This is a genomic window from Mesorhizobium sp. Primo-A (genome assembly GCF_003997175.1).
Classification (GTDB): domain Bacteria; phylum Pseudomonadota; class Alphaproteobacteria; order Rhizobiales; family Rhizobiaceae; genus Mesorhizobium; species Mesorhizobium ciceri.
Window position 1 is genome coordinate 169,236 of record NZ_RZTG01000011.1, and the last position, 23,599, is coordinate 192,834.

Consider the following 23,599-nt stretch of genomic DNA (forward strand, 5'->3'; position numbering starts at 1 on the left):
GTGACCTCGGTTTTGGGCAGACGACATGCATGAAACAGACATCGGCAGTCTTCGGTGTGGATGATGAAACGGGCAAGGCATGAGCATCGAGGCGGCGGAATTTGACTATATCGTCATTGGCGCGGGCTCGGCCGGCTGTGTCTTGGCAAACAGGCTGAGCGCAGACCCGGCAGTTCGTGTCTGCCTGATCGAGGCGGGCGGCAGCGACGACCGCACCAGGGTGCGCGTGCCGGCCGGCATTCTCTCGCTCTACGGCAATCCGAACTTCGACTACGGCTACAAGGGCGTGCCGCAGCCGCTGCTCAACAACCGCCGCATACCGGTCAACCGGGGCAAGGTTCTTGGCGGGTCGAGTTCGATCAACTCGATGGTCTATATTCGTGGCGCCGCGCAGGACTACGATGAATGGGCAGCGCTTGGCTGTGCCGGGTGGTCCTATGCCGATGTCCTGCCCGTCTTCAAGAAATTGGAGCGGAACTGCCTGTTGCAGAGCCCCGCCTATCACGGATTCGACGGCGAATTGCTGGTCGACAATCCGCGCGATCCCAACGTGGTATCCAGCCTGTGGGTTGAGGCGGGCAGAGGCGTAGGCCTGCCCGAGAACCGCGACTTCAATGCCGGTGGCCAACTCGGCCTCGGCATCTACAACGTCACCCAGAACAGAGGCGAGCGCTTCTCGGCCTACAGCGCCTTTGTCCGGCCGATTCTCGGCCGCTCGAATCTACGGATATTGTCAGGCGTCGAGGTTCTTGATCTGGCGATTGAACGCGAGCGCGTCACCGGCGTCAACGTGATCAGGGAAGGCGCAACCCAACGGTTGGGGTGCCGAGCGGAGGTCGTCCTCAGCGCGGGTGCGATCGGATCGCCGCGCATTCTGCTTGCTTCCGGCGTCGGCCCGGCCGGGGAGCTGAAAGCAGCGGGGATTGAACCGGTCGCGAACCTGCCAGGCGTCGGTAAGAACTTGCGCGACCATGTCGATGGCATGATCACGGTGCGATCGAACAGCCGCAAGACGCTCGGCCTTTCACTTGCCAATCTTCCGGCGATGCTGGCGGCGCCGTTCCAGTATTTCGCCCGGCGCAAAGGCATGCTGACGACCAACTATGTCGAAGCCGGCGGCTTTGCCAGGACGAAGTATGCCGGGAGCATACCCGACATTCAGTTCCACTTCGTGCCGGGCTATCGCAGCCATCGCGGTCGGCTCGTCGAATATGGCCACGGCTATGCCGTGCACACCTGTGTGTTGAGACCCGGGAGCGTCGGCGAAATCACGCTTCAACGCGACGGCACCCGCCGCAATATGCTCATAGACCATCGCTTCTTCAGTGACGAACAGGATGCCCTGACCCTCGTCGAGGGCATAAAGGTCGCGCGTTCGATCCTGGCTTCGCCGGTTTTCGGCGGCATCCGCGGACCGGAAATCCTGCCTGGGCCCAACGTGAACACCGATGACGAGATTCTCGCCTATCTGCGTGCCGAGGCTCTTACCGTCTATCATCCGGTTGGCACGGCCAGGATGGGCAACGACGCCATGGCGGTGGTTGATCCCGCCGGTCTCAAGGTGCGCGGTTTCGACAATCTGCGCGTCGCTGATGCCTCCGTCATGCCGACATTGATCGGTGGCAACACCAATGCGCCATCCATGATGATTGGCGAAAAGGCGGCTATGGCAATACTGGCGTAGCCGTCTGCGCGCGGCCAATTCAGCATTTAGGAACAAGCTAACCACTGCCACATGAAATCGTAATTTTCGCTGCCCGGTCCCTCCAGTAAACCAACGATCAGACCTCCGCCGCATGCGCAGAAACTCTCGGGGAGAGCCAGAAAGGGCCGCTGAATGCCAGTCGAAACAGTAGACACGCTTGTTGTTGGCGGCGGCCAGGCGGGGCTGGCGATGAGCGAGCATCTGAGCAAGTGCGGCGTGCCCCATCTCGTGCTGGAGCGGGACCGCATCGCCGAACGCTGGCGTAGCGAGAGATGGGACTCGCTGGTTGCCAATGGTCCCGCCTGGCATGACCGTTTTCCCGGCATGGAATTTCCCAATGCCGGTCCGGATGCCTTTATCGGCAAGGAGAAGGTCGCCGACTATTTTGTCGCTTACGCCGACATGATCGCTGCCCCCATCCGCTGCGGCGTGGAGGTCAGGAAAGTGGAAAGGCTTGTCGGCCGTCCCGGCTTCCGGATCGAAACCTCGGATGGCGTGATCGAAGCCAGGAGCGTGGTTGCCGCCACCGGCGCTTTCCAGCATCCGGTCATCCCGGCCGTCGTTCCCGGGGACGCCGGACCTATGCAGATACATTCCAGCGCCTATCGCAATCCCGGCCAACTGCCCGCAGGCGCGGTGCTGGTGGTCGGCTCCGGGTCTTCGGGGGTGCAGATCGCCGACGAACTCCAGCGTGCGGGACGGCGGGTTTATCTCTCGGTCGGGCCGCACGATCGGCCGCCGCGGGCCTATCGCGAACGTGACTTCTGCTGGTGGCTGGGGGTTTTGGGCAAGTGGGACGCGCAGGCGCCTGCGCCCGGCACCGAACATGTCACCATCGCGGTCAGCGGCGCGCGTGGCGGCCAGACGATCGACTTCCGGCGCCTTGCCGCGCAAGGGATGACGCTGGTTGGCCGGACCGAATCCTACAGGCACGGTGTGATGATTTTCGCACCCGATCTGGCCAAGAATATCGCGCGCGGCGATGCGAATTACATGTCGGTTCTGGACGAGGCAGATGCCTATGTCGCCCGCAACGGCCTCGACCTTCCCCCAGAGCCCGAGGCCCGCAAGATCGGCCCGGACCCGCGATGCATGACCGATCCCATTCTCGAGCTGAACCTGTCGGAAGCCGGGATAGGTTCGATCATCTGGGCGACGGGATTCACCGTCGACTACAACTGGCTGAAGGTCGATGTGTTCGACGAAAGGGGCAAGCCGAAGCACCAGCGCGGTGTGTCGACCGAGCCCGGCATCTATTTCCTCGGACTGCCTTGGCAATCGCGCAGGGGGTCGAGCTTCATCTGGGGCGTCTGGCACGACGCGCAGCATGTGGCCGACCATATTTCCACGCAGCGCAAATACCTAGCCTACCATGCGTCCGCGAAGCGCGAGACCAAGGTGGCATAGACACGGCACCTCAAACGGGATGCCCCGACCTCGAGCCTGATCCGACGGAGACCAAGATGGCGCATACAAGAATTCGAAAGTTCAACACCAAGGACACTTATCCCGAGCAGAAGCTCGACAATGATCTGTGCCAGGCGGTCGTTACGCGGGGCGGCAGGACCGTCTATCTGCGCGGCCAATGTCCGCAGGACCTCGACACGGCCAAGAACATCGACAGCCATGATCCGGTCGAGCAGACACACAAGGTCATGCAGAACATCCGCCAGCTGATCGAGGAGTGCGGCGGCACCATGGAGCACCTGGTCAAGGTGGTGGTCTACATCACCGATGTGCGCCATCGTGAGGCGGTCTACCGTACCATGGGCGCGTATATCAGAGGCGTGCATCCCGTCTCGACCGGCCTTGTCGTGCAGGCCCTGGCGCGGCCGGACTGGCTGGTCGAGATCGACGGCACCGCCGTCATTCCGGACTGATTGCGATGACCTTTTCCATTGTCGCGCGGTGCGGCCGCACCGGCATGTTCGGGGTCGCGGTGTCCTCCTCGTCGCCTGCTGTTGCGGCGCGCTGCGCCTATGCGCAGGCGGGCGCCGGGGCCATTGCCAGCCAGAACGTCACCGATCCTACGCTTGGACTGCGCGGTCTCGAATTGCTGGCGCGCGGCGCGTCCGCGGCGGAGGCGATTGCCATATTGAAGCGCACCGGTGCCTATCCCGAATACCGGCAGGTGCTGGCTGTCGACGCCGCTGGAGCGACCGCGATCCATTCGGGTCCCAAAGCTCTTGGCATCTGGGCGGAGGCGCGAGCTGACAATGTCGCCTGCGGCGGCAACATGCTGGCCCATGATGGCGTGCCGCAAGCGATGGTCGAGGCCTTCCTGGCGTCGGAGGGGCATCTCGGCGACCGCCTCATCGCGACTATGCGCGCGGCGCTGACAGCCGGCGGCGAGGCTGGCCCTGTCCATTCCGCCGGCATGAAGCTGGTGCGTGAGGTGGCGTGGCCGGTCGCCGACCTGCGCTGCGACTGGACCGACGATTGTCCTATCGAGCAACTGGCGGCGCTGTGGCAACTCTACAAGCCACAGCTCGATGCCTATGTGACCCGCGCGATCAACCCATCCGATGCGCCGAGCTACGGCGTGCCGGGCGACGAATAGTCAAGACAGGGGTCACCTGCGATGAGTGAACTCAGCCACAAGGACTGGATCGGCAAGGCGTCCGCGATCCGTTTTCGTGACAAGGCGTTCATCGACGGCAAGACGGTCGCGGCGCGTTCGGGCCGGACCTTTGCCAGCGTCAATCCGGCAACGGGCGAGGTGCTGGCCGAAGTGGCGTCCTGCGGCGAGGAAGACATCGATCTGGCGGTTGCCGCCGCTAGGCGCAGCTTCAACGCCGGCGTCTGGTCGCGCACCAGCCCGGCGCACCGCAAGGAGGTGTTGCTGCGGCTGGCGCAGCTGCTGCGCGACAACCTGCATGAACTGGCCCTGCTTGAATCGCTGGACATGGGCAAACTGGTCAGGGATGCGGCCTCGGTCGACGTCCCCGGTTCGGCGGCGATCTTCCAATGGTATGGCGAGGCCATCGACAAGATCTATGGCGAGGTGGCGCCGACCGGCGAAGGCGATCTGGTGCTGGTGCGGCGCGAGCCGCTTGGCGTGGTCGGCGCGGTGGTGCCGTGGAACTTCCCGCTCGACATGGCGACCTGGAAGTGCGCGCCGGCGCTGGCGGCGGGCAATTCGGTGGTGCTGAAACCCGCCGAGCAGTCGCCTCTGTCGGCCCTGCTCCTGGCGGAGCTGGCGATGGAGGCGGGCCTGCCTGCCGGCGTGCTCAATGTTGTGCCCGGCCTTGGCGAAACCGCCGGCCAGGCGCTTGGCCGCCATATGGATGTGGATTGCCTCGCCTTCACCGGTTCGACCGCGGTGGGCAAGATGTTCCTGCAGTACTCCGGGCAGTCGAACATGAAGCAGGTCTGGCTGGAGACCGGCGGCAAGAGCCCCAACCTCGTCTTTGCCGACTGCGGGGATCTCGATGTGGTGGCCGATATGGCGGCCTTCGGCATCTTCTTCAACCAGGGCGAGGTCTGTTCCGCCAATTCACGCCTGCTCGTCCAGCGCGGCATCAAGGATGCCTTGGTGGAGAAACAGGTGCAGCGTGCGGCGGCCACGCAGCCCGGCGATCCGCTCGATCCGATTTCGAAAATGGGCGCGATGGTCGATAGTCGCCACGCCGCCAATGTCATGCGCTTCGTCGAGGCCGGTAAAAAGACCGCGCGCCTGGTCGCGGGCGGCGACATGGTCACGGTCAATGGGCGCGGCAGCTTTGTCCAGCCCACCATTTTCGACGATGTCACGCCTGCCGATCCGATTGCCCGCGACGAGATCTTCGGGCCGGTGCTTTCGGTCATTGCCTTCGATGACGAGGCCGACGCGATCCGCATCGCTAATGACAGCCCCTACGGGCTCGCCGCATCGCTGTGGACCGACAGCCTGTCGCGCGCGCACCGCATCGCCGGGCGGCTGCAGGCCGGCACAGTTTCCGTCAACAAGGTCGACGCTCTGAGCCCGATGACGCCGTTCGGTGGTTTCAAGCAATCCGGCTTCGGCCGCGACCTGTCGCTGCATGCGCTCGACAAGTACACCGCGCTCAAAACGACATGGATCAAATATTGATGGGCGCCTAGAGCGCATCGCGATCGAACGGATTCAAGTGATGCGCTTTAGGCCTTTGCTCCATGCATGTCGTTTGCGCAAAACCGGGGCCACTTTTGCGCGACATGCATTAGGCTTGATCGAAGCCCTCAAACCGGCAACATAGCCAGCCATGCCGCTACGCTTCACGCTCAGACAGCTGGAATATTTCGTTGCCGTGGGCGAAGCCGGCTCCATCGCCAAGGCGGCCGAGCAGGTCAATGTGTCGCCGCCATCGATTTCGGCCTCGATCGCGCAGTTGGAAACCGAGTTCGGCGTCCAGCTTTTTGTCCGCAAGCATTCGCACGGCCTCTCGCTCACCGCCGGTGGCCGCATCTTCCTCAAGGAAGCCGCCCGGCTGCTCAATGATGCCGATGCCTTGCATGACGTCGCCGGCGATTTTGCCGAGAAGGTGCGCGGCCCGCTGGCGGTGGGATGCCTGCTGACCTTTGCGCAGATCGTGCTGCCGGCGCTGCGCATGCGGTTCGAGCGTGCTTATCCCGATGTGCGCGTGCGCCAGTTCGAGCGCAATCAGGGGCAATTGCTTGAGATGCTGCAGCGCGGTGAAATCGACCTTGCCCTGACCTACGATCTCGAACTGTCGCAGGATATGACCTTCGAGCCGCTGATGTTGGTGCCGGCCTATGTCATGCTGCCGGCGGGCCATCGTTTCGCGGCCAAGGCGTCGATCACGACGGAGGAACTGGCCGACGAGCCGATGGTGCTGCTCGACCTGCCGTACAGCCGCGAATATTTCCTGTCGGCATTCCACCAGCGAGGGATCCGGCCCAACATTGCCGAGCGCACCGGCGACATTGCGGTCATGCGCTCCATGGTGGCCAACGGCTTCGGCTACGGCATCGCCAACATGCGGCCGCTCAACACGCTGGCGCCGGACGGCAAGCCGCTCGTCTTCGTGCCGTTGGACGGTGACCTGCGGCCGCTGACCATGGGCGTCGCCTTGCCCAATTCCGAACATCGTACGCAATCCGCCCAGGCGTTCATCGACCACTGCCGGCATTTTGTCGTCGAGCAAGGTGTGTTCGGCGCCGAGCGGGCCGTCGGCCAGGCAGCGCTTCCGCAGAAGTAGCGCCCGCTTACGCCAGTTGCTGGTCGGCAAGCCGCTTCAGCAATTTTTCCAGCATGTTGTCGCAGCGGCGCATCTGCTCGACGCTGACGAATTCGTCCGGCTTGTGCCCTTGCGCCATCGACCCCGGTCCGCACACGACCGTCGGCGTGCCGAGATCGCGGCTGAACAGGCCGCCTTCCGTGCCGAAGGCCATCTTGATGGTATTGTTGGCGCCGGTCAGCGATTTGACGAAGGCGACGGCTTGCGAACTGGCTGGCGTGTCCAGGCCGGGATAGGTGTTGGTGATGTCGATGTCGATTGCTGCCTCGGGCGCGATGGTCGAGGCTTCGGAAGCAATATGAGCAGCCTCCTTGCGCAGGCGGTCGAGAATCTCGTGCGGGTCGTCGGCTGCGACATTGCGGATCTCGAAGTCGACCTGGCAAAGGTTCGGCACGATGTTCAGCGCCACGCCTGCGTTGATCTTGCCGACATGGACGGTCGTGTATGAGATGTCGTAGTCGCCGTCGCGGGCGCCATCGCGCACCAGCCGGTCCTGTTCGCGGCGCAAGGCGGCGACGAAGTCGCAGCCGAGATGGATGGCGTTGAGCGCCAGCGGGGCCAGCGCCGAATGGCCTTCGCGCCCCTTGCAAAGCGCGCGTGCGGCAAGCTTGCCCTTGTGCCCCGTCGCCACCTGCATATCGGTCGGCTCGCCGACAATGCATAGCAGCGGCCGATGCGGGGCCGCTTGCAGCATGTCGACCAGGCTGCGCACACCGATGCAGCCGATCTCCTCGTCGTAGGAGAGTGCCAGGTGCAGAGGCGTCTTCAGCGTCATTTTCGCGGCCTTGAGGCACGCGGCGAGCGCGCAGGCCACAAAACCCTTCATGTCGGCCGCGCCGCGTCCGTAAAGCTTGCCGTCACGGTTCGTCATCTCGAAGGGCGGCAGCGTCCAGGCCTGGCCGTCGACGGGAACGACGTCGGTGTGACCGGACAGCATGATGCCGGAAGCATCAGTCGGTCCGATGGTGGCAAAGAGGTTGGCCTTGTGGCCGTCCTCGCTGTGGATGATCTGGCTGGCAGTGCCGTGTGCGTCTAGCAGGTCCGCCACGTAGTTGACGAGGGCGAGGTTCGAGTCGCGGCTCACCGTCGGGAATGCGAGCAGCTTTTCGAGGATCTGGATGCTGTCCATGCGTCTTGTGTCTCATTGGCCGTCGGTACTTCTAGCATCGCGTGGCCGGGGCCTTGAAGTCGCATTTGGCTCAGTCGGGATTCAGCGGATGCTAATCCGGATGTGTGCGATTAGGCGCGGCCTAACCGGCACAGAAGAAATCTGTTGTTTTCCGGCGCTTGCCGCAACTTATGAATGGTCTCACGGCATCAACCCACTGGGCTGGCCGGCTTGCGTCACGCCTCGAAACCATGATCGGGCGTGCTGCAGGGCGACGCTGGCAGGAAGGCACGTTCCATGCGCGATCCGCGTTATGATATTCTGTTTGAGCCCGTGAAGATCGGTCCGGTGACCGCCAAGAACCGCTTCTATCAGGTGCCGCATTGCAATGGCGGCGGCTATCGCGACCCTTCGGCCGCGGCCGAGATGCGCCGCACCAAGTCGGAAGGCGGCTGGGGCGTCATCTTCACCGAGCAAACCGAGATGCACCACACATCGGAGATCACGCCCTTCATCGAGCTCAGGCTGTGGGACGATGCCGATATTCCGGCGCTGGCGAAGATGGCCAAGGCAATGCACCAGCATGGCGCGCTGGCCGGCATCCAGCTGGCCTACTCAGGCATCAACGGGCCGAACCTCTACACCAAGGAAGTGCCGCGCGGGCCGTCGGCCCTGCCGATCCGCACCTTCACCAACGATCCGGTGCAGGCGCGCGCCATGGACAAGCAGGATATTCGCGACCTGCGCCGCTGGCATCGCAATGCCTTCAAACGGGCGAGGCTCGCGGGCTTCGATTTGGTGTGCCTCTACGGCGCGCATGGCTTCGGCATCATCCAGCACTTCCTGTCCACGGCCACCAACCAGCGCAGCGACGAATATGGCGGCTCGCTGGAGAACCGCTCGCGGCTGATGCGTGAGCTGATCGAAGAGGGCAGGGACGCTATCGGCGACACGTGCGGCCTGACGCTGCGGCTGTCGCTGGACGAGATGATCGGTGAGCTCGGCTTCGCCAATTCCGAAGTGCGCGACATGATCGAGATGCATGCCGATCTGCCCGACCTCTGGGACCTGGCGCATGGCGCCTGGGAGGACTGCTCCGGGCCGTCGCGGTTCAAGGAGGAGGGCGCGCAGGAGAGCCTGGTGTCCGGCATCAAGAAACTGACCTCGAAGCCGGTCGTAGGCGTCGGTCGCTTCACCTCGCCGGATGTGATGGTGAAGATGATCAAGTCCGGCACGCTGGATTTCATCGGCTGCGCGCGCCCATCGATTGCCGATCCCTTCCTGCCGAAGAAGGTGGAGGAGGGGCGCATCGAGGACATTCGCGAATGCATCGGCTGCAACATCTGCATCACCGGCGACATGACCATGTCGATCTCGCGCTGCACGCAGAACCCGACCTTCATGGAGGAATGGCGCAAGGGCTGGCATCCCGAACGCATGCAGGCCAAGGGCGATAGCGACAGCGTGCTGATCGTCGGCGCCGGCCCGGCCGGGCTGGAGGCGGCGCGTGCGCTCGGCCTGCGCGGCTATCAGGTGGCCATCGCCGAGGCCGGCACCGAACTTGGCGGCCGCGTGGCGCGCGAGTGCCGCTTGCCTGGTCTCTCGGCATGGGGACGCGTGCGCGACTACCGCCAGTACCAGATCAGCCAGATGTCCAATGTCGACGTCTATTTCGAAAGCCGATTGTCGGCGCAGGAGATACTGGACTTCGGCTTTCAGAACATTGCGCTTGCCACCGGCTCGACATGGCGCCGAGACGGCGTGGCGCGCGCGCATGTCGTGCCGATGCCGATCGACCCGGCCATGCCGGTCTACACGCCGGACGATCTGATGGCCGGCACTGTGCCGACCGGCAGTGTCGTGCTGTTCGACGACGACCACTACTACATGGGTGGCGTTCTGGCCGAGCTGATGGCGCGCCAGGGCGCGAAGGTGACGCTGGTGACGCCGTCGGCCTATGTATCCGACTGGACCCGCAACACGCTGGAGCAGGGCGCCGTCCATCGCCGGCTGGCCGAACTCGGCGTCGAGATCGTGCTGAACCGGACTGTGACGCGCATCGTGCCGGGCGGTGTTGCCACGGCGTGCGCCTATACGGGCAGCCAATTTGACATCGCCGCGGACGCCGTGGTGCTGGTCACGTCACGCCACCAGGACGATAGTGTCTGGCAGGAATTGAAGGCGCGGCGGGACGAATGGGCCGACAGCGGAATCCGCTCGATCAAAATCATCGGCGACGCCGAGGCGCCGGGTCCGATCGCCTGGGCAACCTATGCCGGTCACCGCTTCGCGCGCGAGCTGGATGAAGCCGATATCGGCGACGCACTGCCCTTCCGCCGCGAGGTCACGGCGTTGGCCGCGGAATAGGGCGCCTGCGGTTCGCTGCAGGCGACAGGGTCATCGCGTGAAGGGCGGATTTCAGCGCCGCTGCAGTGCTCGACCAGCAGGTTCTTTTAAAGTGCATAGCTGCGGGAATGGCTGTTGTCGCTACTCATCGTCGTCTTCGGTTTCCGGCTTAGGAGCCATGGCCTTAATGAAGGCATCTTCTACAGTGCGCGGAACTCTTCGACGGTCGGACATTTCAGATATTGCCTGTGCGATTGCTCCAACAGACGCCTTTCCGTCGATGCTTACGGTAGCTGTCAGATCTACAAATGTCGCAATTGCGTTTCGATAAAGCGCCGAGACCAAAAACCCAACGGGCTGACCGGAAGGTAAAACCAAGTGCTCCCGTCCAACTGGCTCGCCATGGAGAAAATTGTTTCTCGCTTGGTAAGCGAGAGCATACAGATAGCTGGGAAATGCTTTTCTTACGACGCTCTTTTTGCTCAACCGCACATCATGGACTTTTTCGCGAACTGCTTCACGCTCCCATTCACCGCGTTCAATCAATGCAAATACTTTCGCGCGGTTGGCTTCACCGCCAGGGCCAGGGTGCACGAGTATCTCAAATGCGCTTATCCAAAGCGACAGGGATCGGCCCCAGTCATATATCGTGGCGCCCGCGCTTTGCGGCATTTGCATTGCGGCATTAGCAGCGTTCAGAGAGCGAAATAGCGCAAGTTGTTCCCAGTGTGGCGTTCCGCCGGAAAATCTCTTCCTCCACCAGTCTAGCAAAACTTTTAGTAACGCTTCATCAATGTCCCAATCGCGAATCTGGACGACCGAAAGTCCTGGCGAGGAAAGCCCCCTAAATCCTTTGATCTGATGAAGTGCGCTTACGGCCGGAGTGTTCGCGATGAGGTGCTCGCCATTCCGATCGACCATCCAAGGATAAAGATCGAAAGAGTCAGAGTACATCGGTCGGGAATAATTGCGATGAGTTATGGCCGCAGCGCGTGCAAATGGGATGATGGACGCGGCAACGGCATCTCGAAAACCCGAGACAGCTTCGCTGTTGAGAAACTCGGCGGGCGTATCAGATCTCGCAACGAGCGCTGCGGGCGTAATCCTCACTCCGTGGCTGTTTGTAAACCTTCGGAAGAATGCTTTTAGATTTGGCTGCAGGGCAAAATTATCGGACAGGCGCGCGTCATCGCTGCCGATCATGGAGAATTGTTCTCCCTCAATCGGGTCTGTGACGACGATGTTCGGAAGCGCAGCGAGAATATTCCAACTCATCAAAGAAGCTCATTTCCCGGCATGATTATTTAGCGGTCGGCGCGACGCACATAAGCCTCGGCCGATCTAGGATATCGGTAGTGCGACTCTTTTCATGATCGGCTGATTGGCATCCAACGAAGCCGCAGACAATTGGATTCCGAATGATCTAGCGTTGCGCCGCTGCTCCCCGTCGATTTCTCTCCAACTCAACTCGACCAAAATTGGCGATAACGCTCTCACCCTCTTTATAGACTTTCAGCGCGAGATCTGAAGCATTGCTCAGCGTGTTGAGCGGCACACGTTTGATCGCTCGGCTTTTACGATCAGTAGCCTTCAATAATTTCGCAACGCTATTGGTCGCTAGAACATGTTCTCCACCGCTGTCGATAACCATACTGTGGGCGGCGAGGTTCCGAGCCCGGTTTACTTTTTCAACGCCGTCTGCGTAACGCAGGACTGGCTTCTTCCATTCGTCGTTGGATATCTGCGTGACAAATGCCTTCAGGATTTCAACTTTTCGGGCCGGGTCCAGGGCAGCGACAACCGCGAGTGTCAGCGCCTTCCCGCCAAGAGATAGAGCTGCCACCAAGACGGCATTTAACTGATTGTCTAAGAGTGAAGCCATGAGTACGATTCGGCCCACGACTTCACAGATCTCTTTTTCAGCTTCAGTCTCAGATTTCTTGTCGATCATTTTTCGTCCTCAGATCTGGTGCCGTTGCCGCCGTTGTAATCTCAACGCGATCAGCGCCATAGGCTGCTTGATCTCTGCCTTGGTTCCAGTTGCTGTTCCGGTCGTCTCAAACCGATTGACGTAGTGAATGCGTTAGCCGCAGTCGGTCCTACTGCCGCCAAAATCACAGCTATCCATTTCCAGCGTCCACCTCTATAGGCCTGCCAAGGCGTAGCGAGCACCGCTCTCTCTCGATACCGCATTGCACAATTCCCTCGCTTAGTCACAATGCAGGCATGGTTCGAACCGCACTCGCCGTCCTGGTGATCGATGAAAACCGCATCCGCGCCGCGATCATCGAGGCGGGTTTGCGCGAGGCCGGCCATGAGCGGGTCACCGTCATCCATGATGTGACCGGCATTGCGCGGCGGATCGCCGAGATCGAGCCCGATGTCATCGTCATCGATCTCGAAAACCCGAATCGCGACATGCTGGAAAACATGTTCCAGCTGTCGCGTGCCGTAAAACGGCCGATCGCCATGTTCGTCGACCGCTCCGACCAGGCCTCGATCGAGGCGGCGGTCGATGCCGGCGTTTCGGCCTATGTCGTCGACGGTCTGCGGCAAGAGCGCGTCAAGCCGATCCTCGACATGGCGGTCAGCCGCTTCAACGCCTTTTCGCGCATGGCACGCGAACTGGAAGAGGTTCGCGGCGAGCTCGAGAGCCGCAAGGTGATCGACCGTGCCAAGGGCATCCTGATGAAATCGCGCGGCCTCTCCGAAGAGGCGGCCTACACGCTGCTGCGCAAGACGGCGATGAACCAGAACCGCAAGATCGGCGACATCGCCCAAAGCCTGGTGACTGCCGCGGGGCTGCTGGGACCGGCGGAGGACGAATGAGCATGACTGCCGAGCACCAGATCACCGCCGGCTTCATGCCGCTTTTCGACAGCGCCGTGCTGGTCGCGGCCGGCGAGCTTGGCTTCGCCGCGCAAGAAGGCATCGATCTGAAGCTGCACCGCGAGACATCCTGGGCCAACATCCGCGACCGCATCGCCATCGGCCACTTCCATCTCGCGCATATGCTGGGACCGATGCCGCTCGCCTGCAATCTCGGGCTGACGCCGCTGGCCTCGGAAACCATCGTGCCGTTCTCGCTCGGCCTCGGCGGCAATTGCGTCACCATCTCCAATGCCGTTTGGGCCGGTATGGCGGCACACGGCGCCGAGGCCGACCTAGACCCGGCGCGCGCCGGTGCCGCACTTGGCGCGCTCATTCGCGAGCGCGCTGCGGCCGGTGGCGATCCGCTGCGCTTTGCCGTGGTGCATCCGCATTCCGGGCACAATTACGAATTGCGCTACTGGCTCGCCGCCTGCGGCATCGATCCGAGCCAAGAGATTGAGATCGTCATCGTGCCGCCGCCCTTCATGGCCGATGCGCTGGCCGCCGGCCGCATCGACGGCTACTGCGTCGGCGAACCCTGGAACAGCGCTACGGTGGCCGCCGGCACCGGCCACATCGTCACCGTCAAGGCGCGGATATGGCGCAACAGCCCGGAGAAGGTGATCGGCGTGCGCAAGGCTTGGGCAGATGAAAACCCCGAGGCCTTGGCGGCGCTGCTGCGCGCGCTGCATCACTCGGCGCGCTGGTGCCAGGATCCGGCCAACCATGGCGAACTGGCCGGGGTGATGGCGCAGGCCGGCTTCCTCGGCCTGCCGCCGACCGTGCAGATGCCGATCCTGACCGGCCATCTCCAACTGGGCGGCGGTGCGGAGCGGACCATCGACGACTTCTTCCTCCCCTTCGACAAGGCGGCGAACTTTCCGTGGAAGAGCCATGCGCTGTGGTTCTACACGCAGATGGTGCGCTGGGGGCACGTGGCGCACACGCCTGAAAGCCTTGCCATCGCCCGCGATTGCTACCGTCCCGACCTCTACCGTTCGGCGCTGAAGCCGCTCGGCGTCGCGCTTCCCGGCGCCAATTCGAAAGTCGAGGGTGCGCTCCAAATTGCCACCGCGGTCGGCGCGACAGGCGCCGGCCTTGTGCTCGGTCCTGACGGTTTCTTCGACGGTCAGATCTTCGATCCTGACGAGATCGATGCGTACATTACCGGCCAGAAATCTGCCGAGATTCAGGCCTGATCATTTCCGCGCCATCCTTGTGCATTGCACAAAAATTGTGCGCGCGATTGCCCTAATGAACAATCTTTGGCCTTCCGGCCATAGGGTTCAGTGCGCCGGCGATCAGCGCAGGCTGCGGATTTCATTGGCCTTTTTCACCTCTCTCAAAACTGGCACGGTTCCTGCTTTGAAATAGACAGGCCCTTTGCGGGTCACGGAACAGGCGTCCAATGGCGGGCGCCACAGGCAAAGCTGCCGCTCAGGTTCATGCGCGCTCCCGGTCACCCGGACGCGAAGACCTGGCTGGCGGCTTTTTTGTTTTGATCAACACGCAATCGACGACGCGGATCTCAAGCCGCGCCCAACCGGAGACGACGATGACGAAACGGATCAGGACTGGAACGACCCTCAAGGACATGACGCGCCGCGATTTTCTGGTCAGCAGCGCGATGACGGCCGGCCTGTTCGTGGCGGCCCGCAAGCTCTTCCCTTCCGGCGCCTATGCCGCGACCGCCACTCCGGAGGTCACCGGCGCCAAGCTCGGCTTCATTGCCCTCACCGATGCGGCCCCGCTGATGATCGCCAAGGAGAAGGGGCTGTTCGCCAAGTTCGGCATGCCCGATGTCGAGGTGCTCAAGCAGGCCTCCTGGGGTGCGACACGCGACAATCTGATGCTCGGCGGCGCGGCCAACGGCATCGACGGCGCTCATATCCTGACACCGCTGCCTTACCTCATGCACACCGGCAAGGTGACGCAGAACAACCAGCCGATGCCGATGGCGATCGTGGCTCGGCTCAACTACGACTGCCAGGGCATTTCGGTCGCCCAGGAATATGCCGGCACCGGTGTCGGCCTCGACGCCTCGAAGCTGAAAGACGCCTTCGCTGCCAAGAAGGCGACCGGCAAGGAAATCAAGGCCGCCATGACCTTCCCGGGCGGTACGCATGATCTGTGGCTGCGCTATTGGCTGGCCGCCGGCGGCATCGATCCCGACAAGGACGTCTCGACCATCGTCGTGCCGCCGCCGCAGATGGTGGCCAACATGAAGGTCGGCAATATGGACGTGTTCTGCGTCGGCGAGCCGTGGAACGAGCAACTCGTCCACCAGGGCGTGGGCTTCACCGCCGCCACGACAGGCGAATTGTGGAAGGGCCATCCCGAAAAGGCGCTCGGCCTGCGCGCCGAATTCATCGAGAAATATCCGAACGCCACCAAGGCGATCCTGATGGCCGTCATGGAAGCCCAGCAATGGTGCGAGGCCACCTAGAACAAGGACGAGATGGCCGCTATCATCGGCAAGCGGCAATGGATGAACGTGCCCGTCGCCGACATCATCGGCCGCCTCAAGGGCGACATCAACTATGGCAATGGCCGCGTCGCCAACGGCACCGATCTCTCCATGAAGTTCTGGAAGGGCGGCGTCTCTTATCCGTTCAAGAGCCATGATGCGTGGTTCCTTGCCGAGAACATCCGCTGGGGCAAGTTCGCGCCGACCACCGACATCAACGCGCTGGTCGACCAGGTCAACCGCGAGGATCTGTGGCGCGAGGCGGCCAAGGATCTCGGCGTCGCGGCAGCCGACGTTCCGGCGTCGTCGTCGCGCGGCGTCGAGACCTTTTTCGACGGCAAGATTTTCGATCCGGCCAACCCGTCCGCCTATCTCGACAGCCTGAAGATCAAGGCATCGGCGTAGCCTGATCGCAAGCGGCGCGCATGCGCCGCTTGCGATCACTACCTGCCCCCAAGGAGTTTTCCCCAGACATGTCGATCCAGACTATCGAGGACACCAAGGTGAAGGCCTTTCCCGCCAAGCCGGCGGAGGTCATCGCCTTCACTGCCAAGGCACGGCGCCGCTTCGAGCCGCTCGCCATCGCCGGCAAACTGGCGAGCGCGCTGGTGCCGCCCATCATCGTCATCGCGCTGATGCTGGTCGTCTGGCAGATCGCCTGTTCGTCGCCGACATCGAGCCTGCCGCCGCCGACCCAGGTGTGGAACGAGGCCTACGACCTGATAGCGCATCCGTTCTTCGACAATGGCCCGCAGGATATAGGTCTGGCCTGGCGCGTGCTGATCTCGCTGCAGCGCGTCGCCGTCGGCTTCGGCCTGGCGGCGGTCGTCGGCGTCGCGCTCGGTGCGCTGGTCGGCCAGTCGATCTGGGCGATGCGCGGCCTCGACCCGGTGTTCCAGATCCTGCGCACGGTGCCGCCGCTGGCCTGGCTGCCGCTGTCGCTGGCGGCGTTCCGTGATTCCAGCCCGTCGGCGATCTTCGTCATCTTCATCACCTCGATCTGGCCAATCATCATCAACACCGCGGTCGGCGTGCGCAACATTCCCGAGGACTACCGCAACGTCTCGCGCATCCTGCGGCTCAACCAGTTCGAATTCTTCGTCAAGATCATGGTGCCGGCCGCCGCGCCTTACATCTTCACCGGCTTGAGGATCGGCATCGGCCTGTCCTGGCTCGCCATCGTCGCCGCTGAAATGCTGACTGGCGGCGTCGGCATCGGCTTCTTCATCTGGGATGCGTGGAACTCGTCGCGGCTGCCCGACATCATCGTCGCGCTCGCCTATATCGGCGTCACCGGCTTCTGCCTCGACCGGCTGGTCGCGGCGGTCGGCGCCTTCGTCACCCGCGGCACAACGGCAAAGTGAGGAGAGGGGCGATGACGGCCTATCTGAAGCTCGACCATATCGACAAATCCTTCACGCGTGGTGCCCAGGTCAGCGAGGTGTTGAAGGACATCAGGCTGACCATCGACAAGGGCGAATTCGTCTCCATCATCGGCCATTCCGGCTGCGGCAAGTCGACCCTGCTCAATCTGATCGCCGGGCTGACCAAGGTGTCGGCCGGCGCCGTGCTGCTCGAGGACAAGGAGGTCGACAGCCCTGGACCGGAACGCGCCGTGGTGTTCCAGAACCACTCGCTGCTGCCGTGGCTGACCGTCTACGAAAACATCAACCTGGCGGTGTCGAAGGTCTTCGGCCGTTCGAAGAGCAAAGTCGAGCGGCATGACTGGATCATGCGCAATCTCGACCTCGTGCAGATGGCGCATGCCAAGGACAAGCGCCCGGCGGAAATCTCCGGGGGCATGAAGCAGCGCGTCGGCATCGCCCGGGCGCTGGCGATGGAGCCGAAGATCCTGCTGCTCGACGAGCCGTTCGGCGCGCTCGATGCGCTGACGCGGGCCCATCTGCAGGACGCGGTGATGGACATCCATTCCAGGCTCGGCTCGACGACGATCATGATCACCCATGACGTCGACGAGGCGGTGCTGCTCTCCGACCGCATCGTCATGATGACCAACGGTCCGGCGGCGACCATCGGCGAAGTGCTTGCCGTGCCGCTGGCGCGGCCGCGCCGGCGCGTCGAACTCTCTTCCGACCGGACCTTCCTGCGCTGCCGCGAGGCGGTTCTGAAGTTCCTCTACGAACGCCACCGCTTCGTCGAAGCCGCGGAGTAGCACCATGAGCGAAAGACTTGTCATCATCGGCAATGGCATGGCCCCCGGGCGCATGCTGGAGCACCTGCTGGAACAGGCTCCGGGCCGCTACACCGTCACCATCTTCAACGCCGAGCCGCGCGTCAATTACGACCGCATCATGCTGTCGCCGGTGCTGTCGGGCGAGAAGGCCTATGAGGAGATCATCATCCATGGCGACGGCTGGTACATCGCCAACAACATCACCCTCTACAAGGGCCACAAGATCGTTGCCATCGACCGGACGGCGAAGACCGTCACCTCGGATCACGGCGTCACCGAGCCCTACGACAAGCTCGTCATCGCCACCGGCTCGGTACCGTTCATCATTCCGGTTCCGGGCCATGACCTGCCGGGCGTGCTGACCTATCGCGATCTCGACGACGTGCAGGCGATGATGCTCGCTGCCCAGTCGCGGGCCAAGGCGGTGGTCATCGGCGGCGGCCTGCTGGGTCTGGAGGCGGCGGCGGGCCTCAACGCGCAAGGCATGGACGTCACCGTGCTGCATGTCATGCCGACCTTGATGGAGCGCCAGCTCGATCCGGCCGCCGGCTATCTCTTGCAGCGTGCGGTGGAGCAGCGCGGCATCAAGGTCATCACCAAGGCCAACACACAGGCTATCACCGGCAACGGCAAGGTCGGACAGGTGGAACTTGCTGACGGCACCATTATCCCAGCAACGCTTGTGGTGATGGCCGTCGGCATCAGGCCGAATTCGGCGCTGGCCAAACAGGCCGGCATCGCCGTTAACAGGGGCATCGTCGTCGATGCCGGCATGCGCAGCAACGATCCCGACATCTACGCGCTCGGCGAATGTGCCGAGGTCAACGGCCAGGTCTATGGCCTCGTCGCGCCGCTCTACGAGATGGCGCGCGTCACAGCCAGCCAGCTTGCCGGCAACGAAGCGGCGGCCTTCGTCCATATGGACACGCCGACCAAGCTCAAGGTCACCGGCATCGACCTGTTCTCGCTCGGCGACTTCGCCGAGGGCGAGGACCGCCAGGAGATCGTGCTGCGCGATGCGGCGGCCGGCGTCTACAAGCGGCTTGTGCTGAAGGACGACCGCATCATCGGCACCGTGCTCTATGGCGAGACGGCGGACGGCGCCTGGTTCAACGATCTCAAGAAAAAGCAGACCGACATATCGGAGATGCGCGATACGCTCATCTTCGGCCAGTCCTACCAGGGGGGTGCCCCGCTGGACCCTATGGCGGCCGTTGCAGCCTTGCCGGATGATGCGGAGATCTGCGGCTGCAACGGCGTTTGCAAGGGGAAGATCACCGGCGCGATCACGGCCAAGGGCCTGACCTCGCTCGACGACGTGCGCGCCCACACCAAGGCGTCGGCCTCCTGCGGCTCCTGCACCGGGCTGGTCGAGAAGCTGATGGTGCTGACCATCGGCGACAAATACAATCCAGCGGCGGTGCAGCCGATGTGCGGCTGCACGACGCTCGGTCATGACGAGGTCCGCCGGCTGATCATCGCCAAGCGCCTGAAGACCATTCCCGCCGTCATGCAGGAACTGGAATGGACGACCTCCTGCGGCTGCGCCAAATGCCGGCCGGCGCTCAATTACTATCTCGTCTGCGACTGGCCGGACGACTACGCCGACGACTACCAGTCGCGCTTCATCAACGAGCGCGTCCACGCCAACATCCAGAAGGATGGCACCTATTCGGTGGTGCCGCGCATGTGGGGCGGGGTGACCAATGCCGCTGAACTGCGCGCCATCGCCGACGTTGTCGACAAGTTTGAAATCCCGATGGTCAAGGTCACCGGCGGCCAGCGCATCGACATGCTCGGCATCCGCAAGGAAGACCTGCCGGCGGTGTGGGCCGATCTCGGCCAGGCCGGCTTCGTCTCCGGCCACGCCTATGCCAAGGGGTTGCGCACGGTGAAGACCTGCGTCGGCTCGGACTGGTGCCGCTTCGGCACGCAGGATTCGACGGGCCTCGGCATCCGCATCGAAAAATTCATGTGGGGCTCGTGGACGCCGGCCAAGGTCAAGATGGCGGTGTCGGGTTGCCCCAGGAATTGCGCCGAGGCGACCTGCAAGGATGTCGGCGTGATCTGCGTCGACTCCGGTTACGAGATCCATTTTGCCGGCGCGGCCGGCCTCGACATCAAGGGCACCGAAGTACTCGGCCTGGTCAGAACCGAGGACGAGGCGCTGGAGCATATCGTGGCGCTGACGCAGATGTACCGCGAGCAGGGCCGCTACCTCGAGCGCATCTACAAATGGGCCAAGCGCATCGGCATCCCCGAGATCAAGCGCCAGATCATGGACGATGGCGACAAGCGCAAGGCCTATTACGAGCGCTTCGTCTTCAGCCAGAAATTCGCCCAGGTCGACCCGTGGTCGGAACGCGTTTCCGGCAAGGACAAGCACGAATTCCGGCCAATGGCTTCGGTCGGTTTTGCGCAGGCGGCGGAGTGAGCGTCATGAACTGGATATCGATAGGCTCTCTCTCCGACATCCCTCGCCGCGGCGCGCGCTGCGTCGCCACGCCGGAAGGAAAAATCGCGGTCTTCCGCACCCAGGACGATCAGGTCTACGCCATCGACGACCATTGCCCGCACAGAGGCGGACCGCTCAGCCAGGGCATCGTGCACGGCGCGGCGGTGACCTGTCCCTTGCACAATTGGGTGATTTCGCTGGAAACGGGCAAGGCGCTCGGCGCCGACGAGGGCGCGGTGCGCACCATTCCGGTGCGGATCGAAGGCGAGCATCTGTTCATTGCGCTGGAAGCGCTGGTCAGCCGCGCGGCCTGACCCCATGGAGATCGATGAAGCGCGCGAGGTGAGGACCACCTGCCCCTATTGCGGGGTGGGCTGCGGCGTGCTGGCGAAGGTCGCCGCGGACGGGCAAGTGTCCGTGCGCGGCGACCCCGACCACCCGGCCAATTTCGGCCGGCTCTGCTCCAAGGGCTCGGCACTGGCCGAGACCATCGATCTCGACGGCAGGCTGCTTCATCCAGAGATCCACGGCCGCCGCGCCGGCTGGGACGAGGCGCTCGACCTCGTCGCCTCGACCTTCTCGCAAACCATTGCCGAGCACGGGCCCGATGCGGTCGCCTTCTATGTCTCCGGCCAGTTGCTGACCGAGGACTACTACGTCGCCAACAAGCTGATGAAGGGCTTTGTCGGCTCCGCCAATATCGACACCAATTCGCGCCTGTGCATGGCCTCTTCGGTCGCCGGCCACCGCCGCGCTTTCGGCTCCGACACCGTGCCCGGAACCTATGACGATCTGGAGCTTGCCGACCTGATCGTGCTGGTCGGCTCCAATCTCGCCTGGTGCCATCCGGTGCTCTACCAGCGCATCGCGGCTGCCCGGGAAAAGCGGCCGGAGATGAAGATCGTGCTGGTCGACCCGCGTCGCACCATGACCGCTGACATTGCCGATATGCATCTGGCGATCGCGCCGGATGGCGACATCGCTTTGTTCACCGGGCTGCTCGCCTACCTCGGCCAGCACAATGCGCTCGACCGCACCTATATCACGACGCACACGACGGGCTTCGGGCAAGCGCTTTTCGCCGCCTCCGCGCTGGACCTGGCTGGCGTCGCCGCTGCCACGGGCCTGAGCGAGGACGAGCTTGACCGGTTCTACAGCCTGTTCGCGGCGACCTCCAAGACCGTGACCGTCTACAGCCAAGGGGTGAACCAGTCGTCTTCGGGCACCGACAAGGTCAATGCCATCATCAACTGCCATTTGGCCACCGGCCGCATCGGCAAGCCAGGGGCAGGGCCGTTTTCGGTGACCGGCCAGCCCAACGCCATGGGCGGGCGCGAGGTCGGCGGCATGGCCAACATGCTGGCTGCCCATATGGAGATCGAAAACCCCGATCATCGCGACCGCGTGCAGCGCTTCTGGAACGCGCCGGCCGTTGCCGGAAAGCCCGGCCTGAAGGCAGTCGAGATGTTCAAGGCGGTTGCCGACGGGCACATCAAAGCGCTGTGGATCATGGCCACCAACCCGGTCGATTCGATGCCGGACGCCGATGCCGTCGAAGCGGCGATCAAGGCGTGCCCGTTCGTGGTGGTGTCGGACGTGCTGGCCCGGACCGATACCGTCCGCCACGCCCATGTCCGGCTGCCCGCCGCCGCCTGGGGCGAGAAGGATGGCACCGTCACCAATTCCGAACGCCGTGTGTCGCGCCAGCGCGCTTTTTTGCGCGTGCCCGGAGATGCGCTGCCTGACTGGCGGATTATTGCCGAGTTGGGCAAACGGATGGGGTTTGGTGAGGCGTTTTCCTACGCGTCGCCGGCGGAGGTGTTTGCCGAGCATGCCGCGCTGTCGGGTTTCGAGAATGATGGTGCGCGGGATTTCGACATCGGGGCTTATGCCGGGGTTGATGCGGAGGGATATGAGGCGCTTGAGCCGTTCCAATGGCCAGCGCCGAGCCAAGGCGCCCCCCTCTGGCCTGCCGGCCATCTCCCCCTCAAGGGGGGAGATCGGCTGTCATGGCCGTCTTCGCCAATTCACAACGTCGCAAAGCGAAAGCAGTCGGCAAAGCTGCCAATCTCCCCCCTTGAGGGGGAGATGGCCGGCAGGCGAGAGGGGGGCGCTCAAGCTGGAGGTTGGCCAGAAGGGGTCGGCACGACTGGGCTCCAGGCTCGCTTCTTCGCCAACGGCAACTTCTTCACACCCGACCGCAAGGCGCGCTTCATCGCCATCCGTCCCACCACGGAAATCCGCACCAGCCCCGATTATCCGCTGATCCTCAACACCGGCCGCATCCGCGACCATTGGCACACCATGACGCGGACGGGGAAAAGCCCGCGGCTTTCGCAGCACATCGCCGAGCCCTTCGTCGAAATCCACCCGGCGGATGCGCAGCGCTTCGGCATCGGTGACGCCGACATAGCGCGCGTTTCCAGCCCGCGCGGTGATGTGCTGGTGCGCGCGCTGGTGACGGCGCGCCAGCGCCAGGGCAGCCTGTTTGCGCCGATGCACTGGACCGATCAGTTCTCGGCAAAGGGCCGGCTCGACACGCTGACCGCGCCGCTGACCGATCCCATTTCCGGTCAGCCGGCGCTGAAACATGTCGCCGTCCGCATCGAGAAATTCGCGGCAAAGGCCTTTGGCTTTGCGGTGGCTCGGCAGCGGCCGGAGCCTAATACTGCGCCCTACTGGGCCGTGGCCAAGTGCAAGGGCGGCTGGCGGGTCGAGCTTGCCTTTGCCGATGACGACATCGACTGGGCAGGCTTTGCCGGGTCGCTGTTCGGTACGTCATTGGGTGCCGAAATATCAGCTTATCACGACCGCGACGTCGGCCAGCACCGCATCGCCGCCTTCGACGACGACCAACTGTCAGGCGCCTTGTTCGTCGCGCCCGGCCCGGTCGCCGTGTCGCGCGGCTGGGCGGCGGAACAACTGAGCGCCGATCATGTTGATCGGCGCAGCAGGCTGGCGATCGTGGCCGGGCGGCCGGGCGGGATCGACGTCGATCGCGGCGCCATCGTCTGCTCCTGCTTCGGCGTTGGCGCCAACCAGATCACGGAAGCGGTACGCCGCGGCTGCGGCAGCGTCGCGGCAATCGGCGCGGCCCTGAATGCCGGCACGAATTGCGGCTCCTGCCGCGCCGAGATCAGGGTCATCATCGACGCACAGAGCCTCCAGGCAGCCGAGTGATCGTCCTGACCAAAGGGGCCTGCGCGACGGTGCTGGTTGGGCTATGGTGGCTCA

General features: G+C 63.4%; 17 protein-coding genes and 1 pseudogene. 15 read left to right on the forward strand and 3 right to left on the reverse strand.

What is annotated here, in order from left to right; all coding sequences use genetic code 11:
* Positions 1-79 precede the first annotated feature (79 nt).
* The 6 genes from EOC83_RS21240 (at position 80) to EOC83_RS21265 (ending at position 6,885) form a co-directional block, all read left to right on the forward strand.
* The gene (locus tag EOC83_RS21240) at positions 80-1,684 is read left to right on the forward strand and encodes a GMC family oxidoreductase N-terminal domain-containing protein (protein ID WP_063168706.1); all 1,605 of its coding nucleotides are present in this window, start codon (positions 80-82) and stop codon (positions 1,682-1,684) included.
* 153 nt (positions 1,685-1,837) lie between these two features.
* Entirely contained in the window at positions 1,838-3,112 is a 1,275-nt protein-coding gene (locus tag EOC83_RS21245) for an NAD(P)/FAD-dependent oxidoreductase (RefSeq protein WP_063168705.1), read from the forward strand.
* Positions 3,113-3,168: 56 nt separating this feature from the next.
* Positions 3,169-3,585: a RidA family protein gene (locus EOC83_RS21250; RefSeq protein ID WP_063168704.1), complete on the forward strand. Its 417-nt coding sequence runs from the start codon at positions 3,169-3,171 to the stop codon at positions 3,583-3,585.
* A 5-nt stretch (positions 3,586-3,590) separates the two neighbouring features.
* On the forward strand, positions 3,591-4,265 hold the full coding sequence (locus tag EOC83_RS21255; protein WP_013530450.1) for a DUF1028 domain-containing protein: 675 nt from the start codon (positions 3,591-3,593) through the stop codon (positions 4,263-4,265).
* A gap of 21 nt (positions 4,266-4,286) precedes the next feature.
* Positions 4,287-5,777, forward strand: a complete 1,491-nt coding sequence (locus EOC83_RS21260) for an aldehyde dehydrogenase (protein ID WP_127325979.1) — start codon at positions 4,287-4,289, stop codon at positions 5,775-5,777.
* Between the two features lie 151 nt (positions 5,778-5,928).
* A complete protein-coding gene (locus EOC83_RS21265) occupies positions 5,929-6,885 on the forward strand; it encodes a LysR family transcriptional regulator (protein ID WP_063168703.1) in 957 nt (318 codons plus the stop codon).
* Between the two features lie 7 nt (positions 6,886-6,892).
* Here EOC83_RS21265 and argE read toward each other — a convergent pair whose 3' ends face one another.
* The gene (gene argE / locus EOC83_RS21270) at positions 6,893-8,053 is read right to left on the reverse strand and encodes an acetylornithine deacetylase (RefSeq protein WP_063168702.1); all 1,161 of its coding nucleotides are present in this window, start codon (positions 8,051-8,053) and stop codon (positions 6,893-6,895) included.
* Between the two features lie 276 nt (positions 8,054-8,329).
* On the opposite strand from argE, the gene EOC83_RS21275 reads away from it, so the two are divergent.
* Positions 8,330-10,399: an NAD(P)-binding protein gene (locus tag EOC83_RS21275; protein ID WP_063168701.1), complete on the forward strand. Its 2,070-nt coding sequence runs from the start codon at positions 8,330-8,332 to the stop codon at positions 10,397-10,399.
* 120 nt (positions 10,400-10,519) lie between these two features.
* On the opposite strand, the gene EOC83_RS21280 is transcribed toward EOC83_RS21275, so the two are convergent.
* Both EOC83_RS21280 and EOC83_RS21285 read right to left on the reverse strand, forming a co-directional pair.
* Positions 10,520-11,653, reverse strand: a complete 1,134-nt coding sequence (locus tag EOC83_RS21280; RefSeq protein ID WP_063168700.1) for a hypothetical protein — start codon at positions 11,651-11,653, stop codon at positions 10,520-10,522.
* A 148-nt stretch (positions 11,654-11,801) separates the two neighbouring features.
* Positions 11,802-12,329, reverse strand: a complete 528-nt coding sequence (locus tag EOC83_RS21285) for a hypothetical protein (RefSeq protein ID WP_063168699.1) — start codon at positions 12,327-12,329, stop codon at positions 11,802-11,804.
* 275 nt (positions 12,330-12,604) lie between these two features.
* Between EOC83_RS21285 and EOC83_RS21290 the strand changes: the two genes are divergently transcribed.
* The 8 genes and pseudogenes from EOC83_RS21290 (at position 12,605) to EOC83_RS21325 (ending at position 23,545) form a co-directional block, all read left to right on the forward strand.
* Entirely contained in the window at positions 12,605-13,207 is a 603-nt protein-coding gene (locus EOC83_RS21290) for an ANTAR domain-containing response regulator (protein ID WP_013530455.1), read from the forward strand.
* Between the two features lie 2 nt (positions 13,208-13,209).
* Positions 13,210-14,448 (forward strand): CmpA/NrtA family ABC transporter substrate-binding protein, encoded by a 1,239-nt coding sequence (locus EOC83_RS21295; protein ID WP_063170300.1) that lies wholly within the window; start codon positions 13,210-13,212, stop codon positions 14,446-14,448.
* A gap of 356 nt (positions 14,449-14,804) precedes the next feature.
* A pseudogene (locus EOC83_RS21300) lies at positions 14,805-16,121 on the forward strand (CmpA/NrtA family ABC transporter substrate-binding protein).
* Between the two features lie 68 nt (positions 16,122-16,189).
* Positions 16,190-17,080, forward strand: a complete 891-nt coding sequence (gene ntrB, locus EOC83_RS21305) for a nitrate ABC transporter permease (protein WP_013530458.1) — start codon at positions 16,190-16,192, stop codon at positions 17,078-17,080.
* Between the two features lie 11 nt (positions 17,081-17,091).
* A complete protein-coding gene (locus tag EOC83_RS21310; protein WP_013530459.1) occupies positions 17,092-17,889 on the forward strand; it encodes an ABC transporter ATP-binding protein in 798 nt (265 codons plus the stop codon).
* 4 nt (positions 17,890-17,893) lie between these two features.
* Positions 17,894-20,344 carry a nitrite reductase large subunit NirB gene (gene nirB, locus EOC83_RS21315; protein WP_024503965.1) on the forward strand — a complete coding sequence of 817 codons (2,451 nt, stop codon included), beginning with the start codon at positions 17,894-17,896 and terminating at the stop codon, positions 20,342-20,344.
* A gap of 5 nt (positions 20,345-20,349) precedes the next feature.
* Positions 20,350-20,679, forward strand: a complete 330-nt coding sequence (gene nirD / locus EOC83_RS21320; protein ID WP_063168698.1) for a nitrite reductase small subunit NirD — start codon at positions 20,350-20,352, stop codon at positions 20,677-20,679.
* A 4-nt stretch (positions 20,680-20,683) separates the two neighbouring features.
* Positions 20,684-23,545 (forward strand): nitrate reductase, encoded by a 2,862-nt coding sequence (locus tag EOC83_RS21325; RefSeq protein WP_063168697.1) that lies wholly within the window; start codon positions 20,684-20,686, stop codon positions 23,543-23,545.
* Positions 23,546-23,599: the final 54 nt, after the last annotated feature.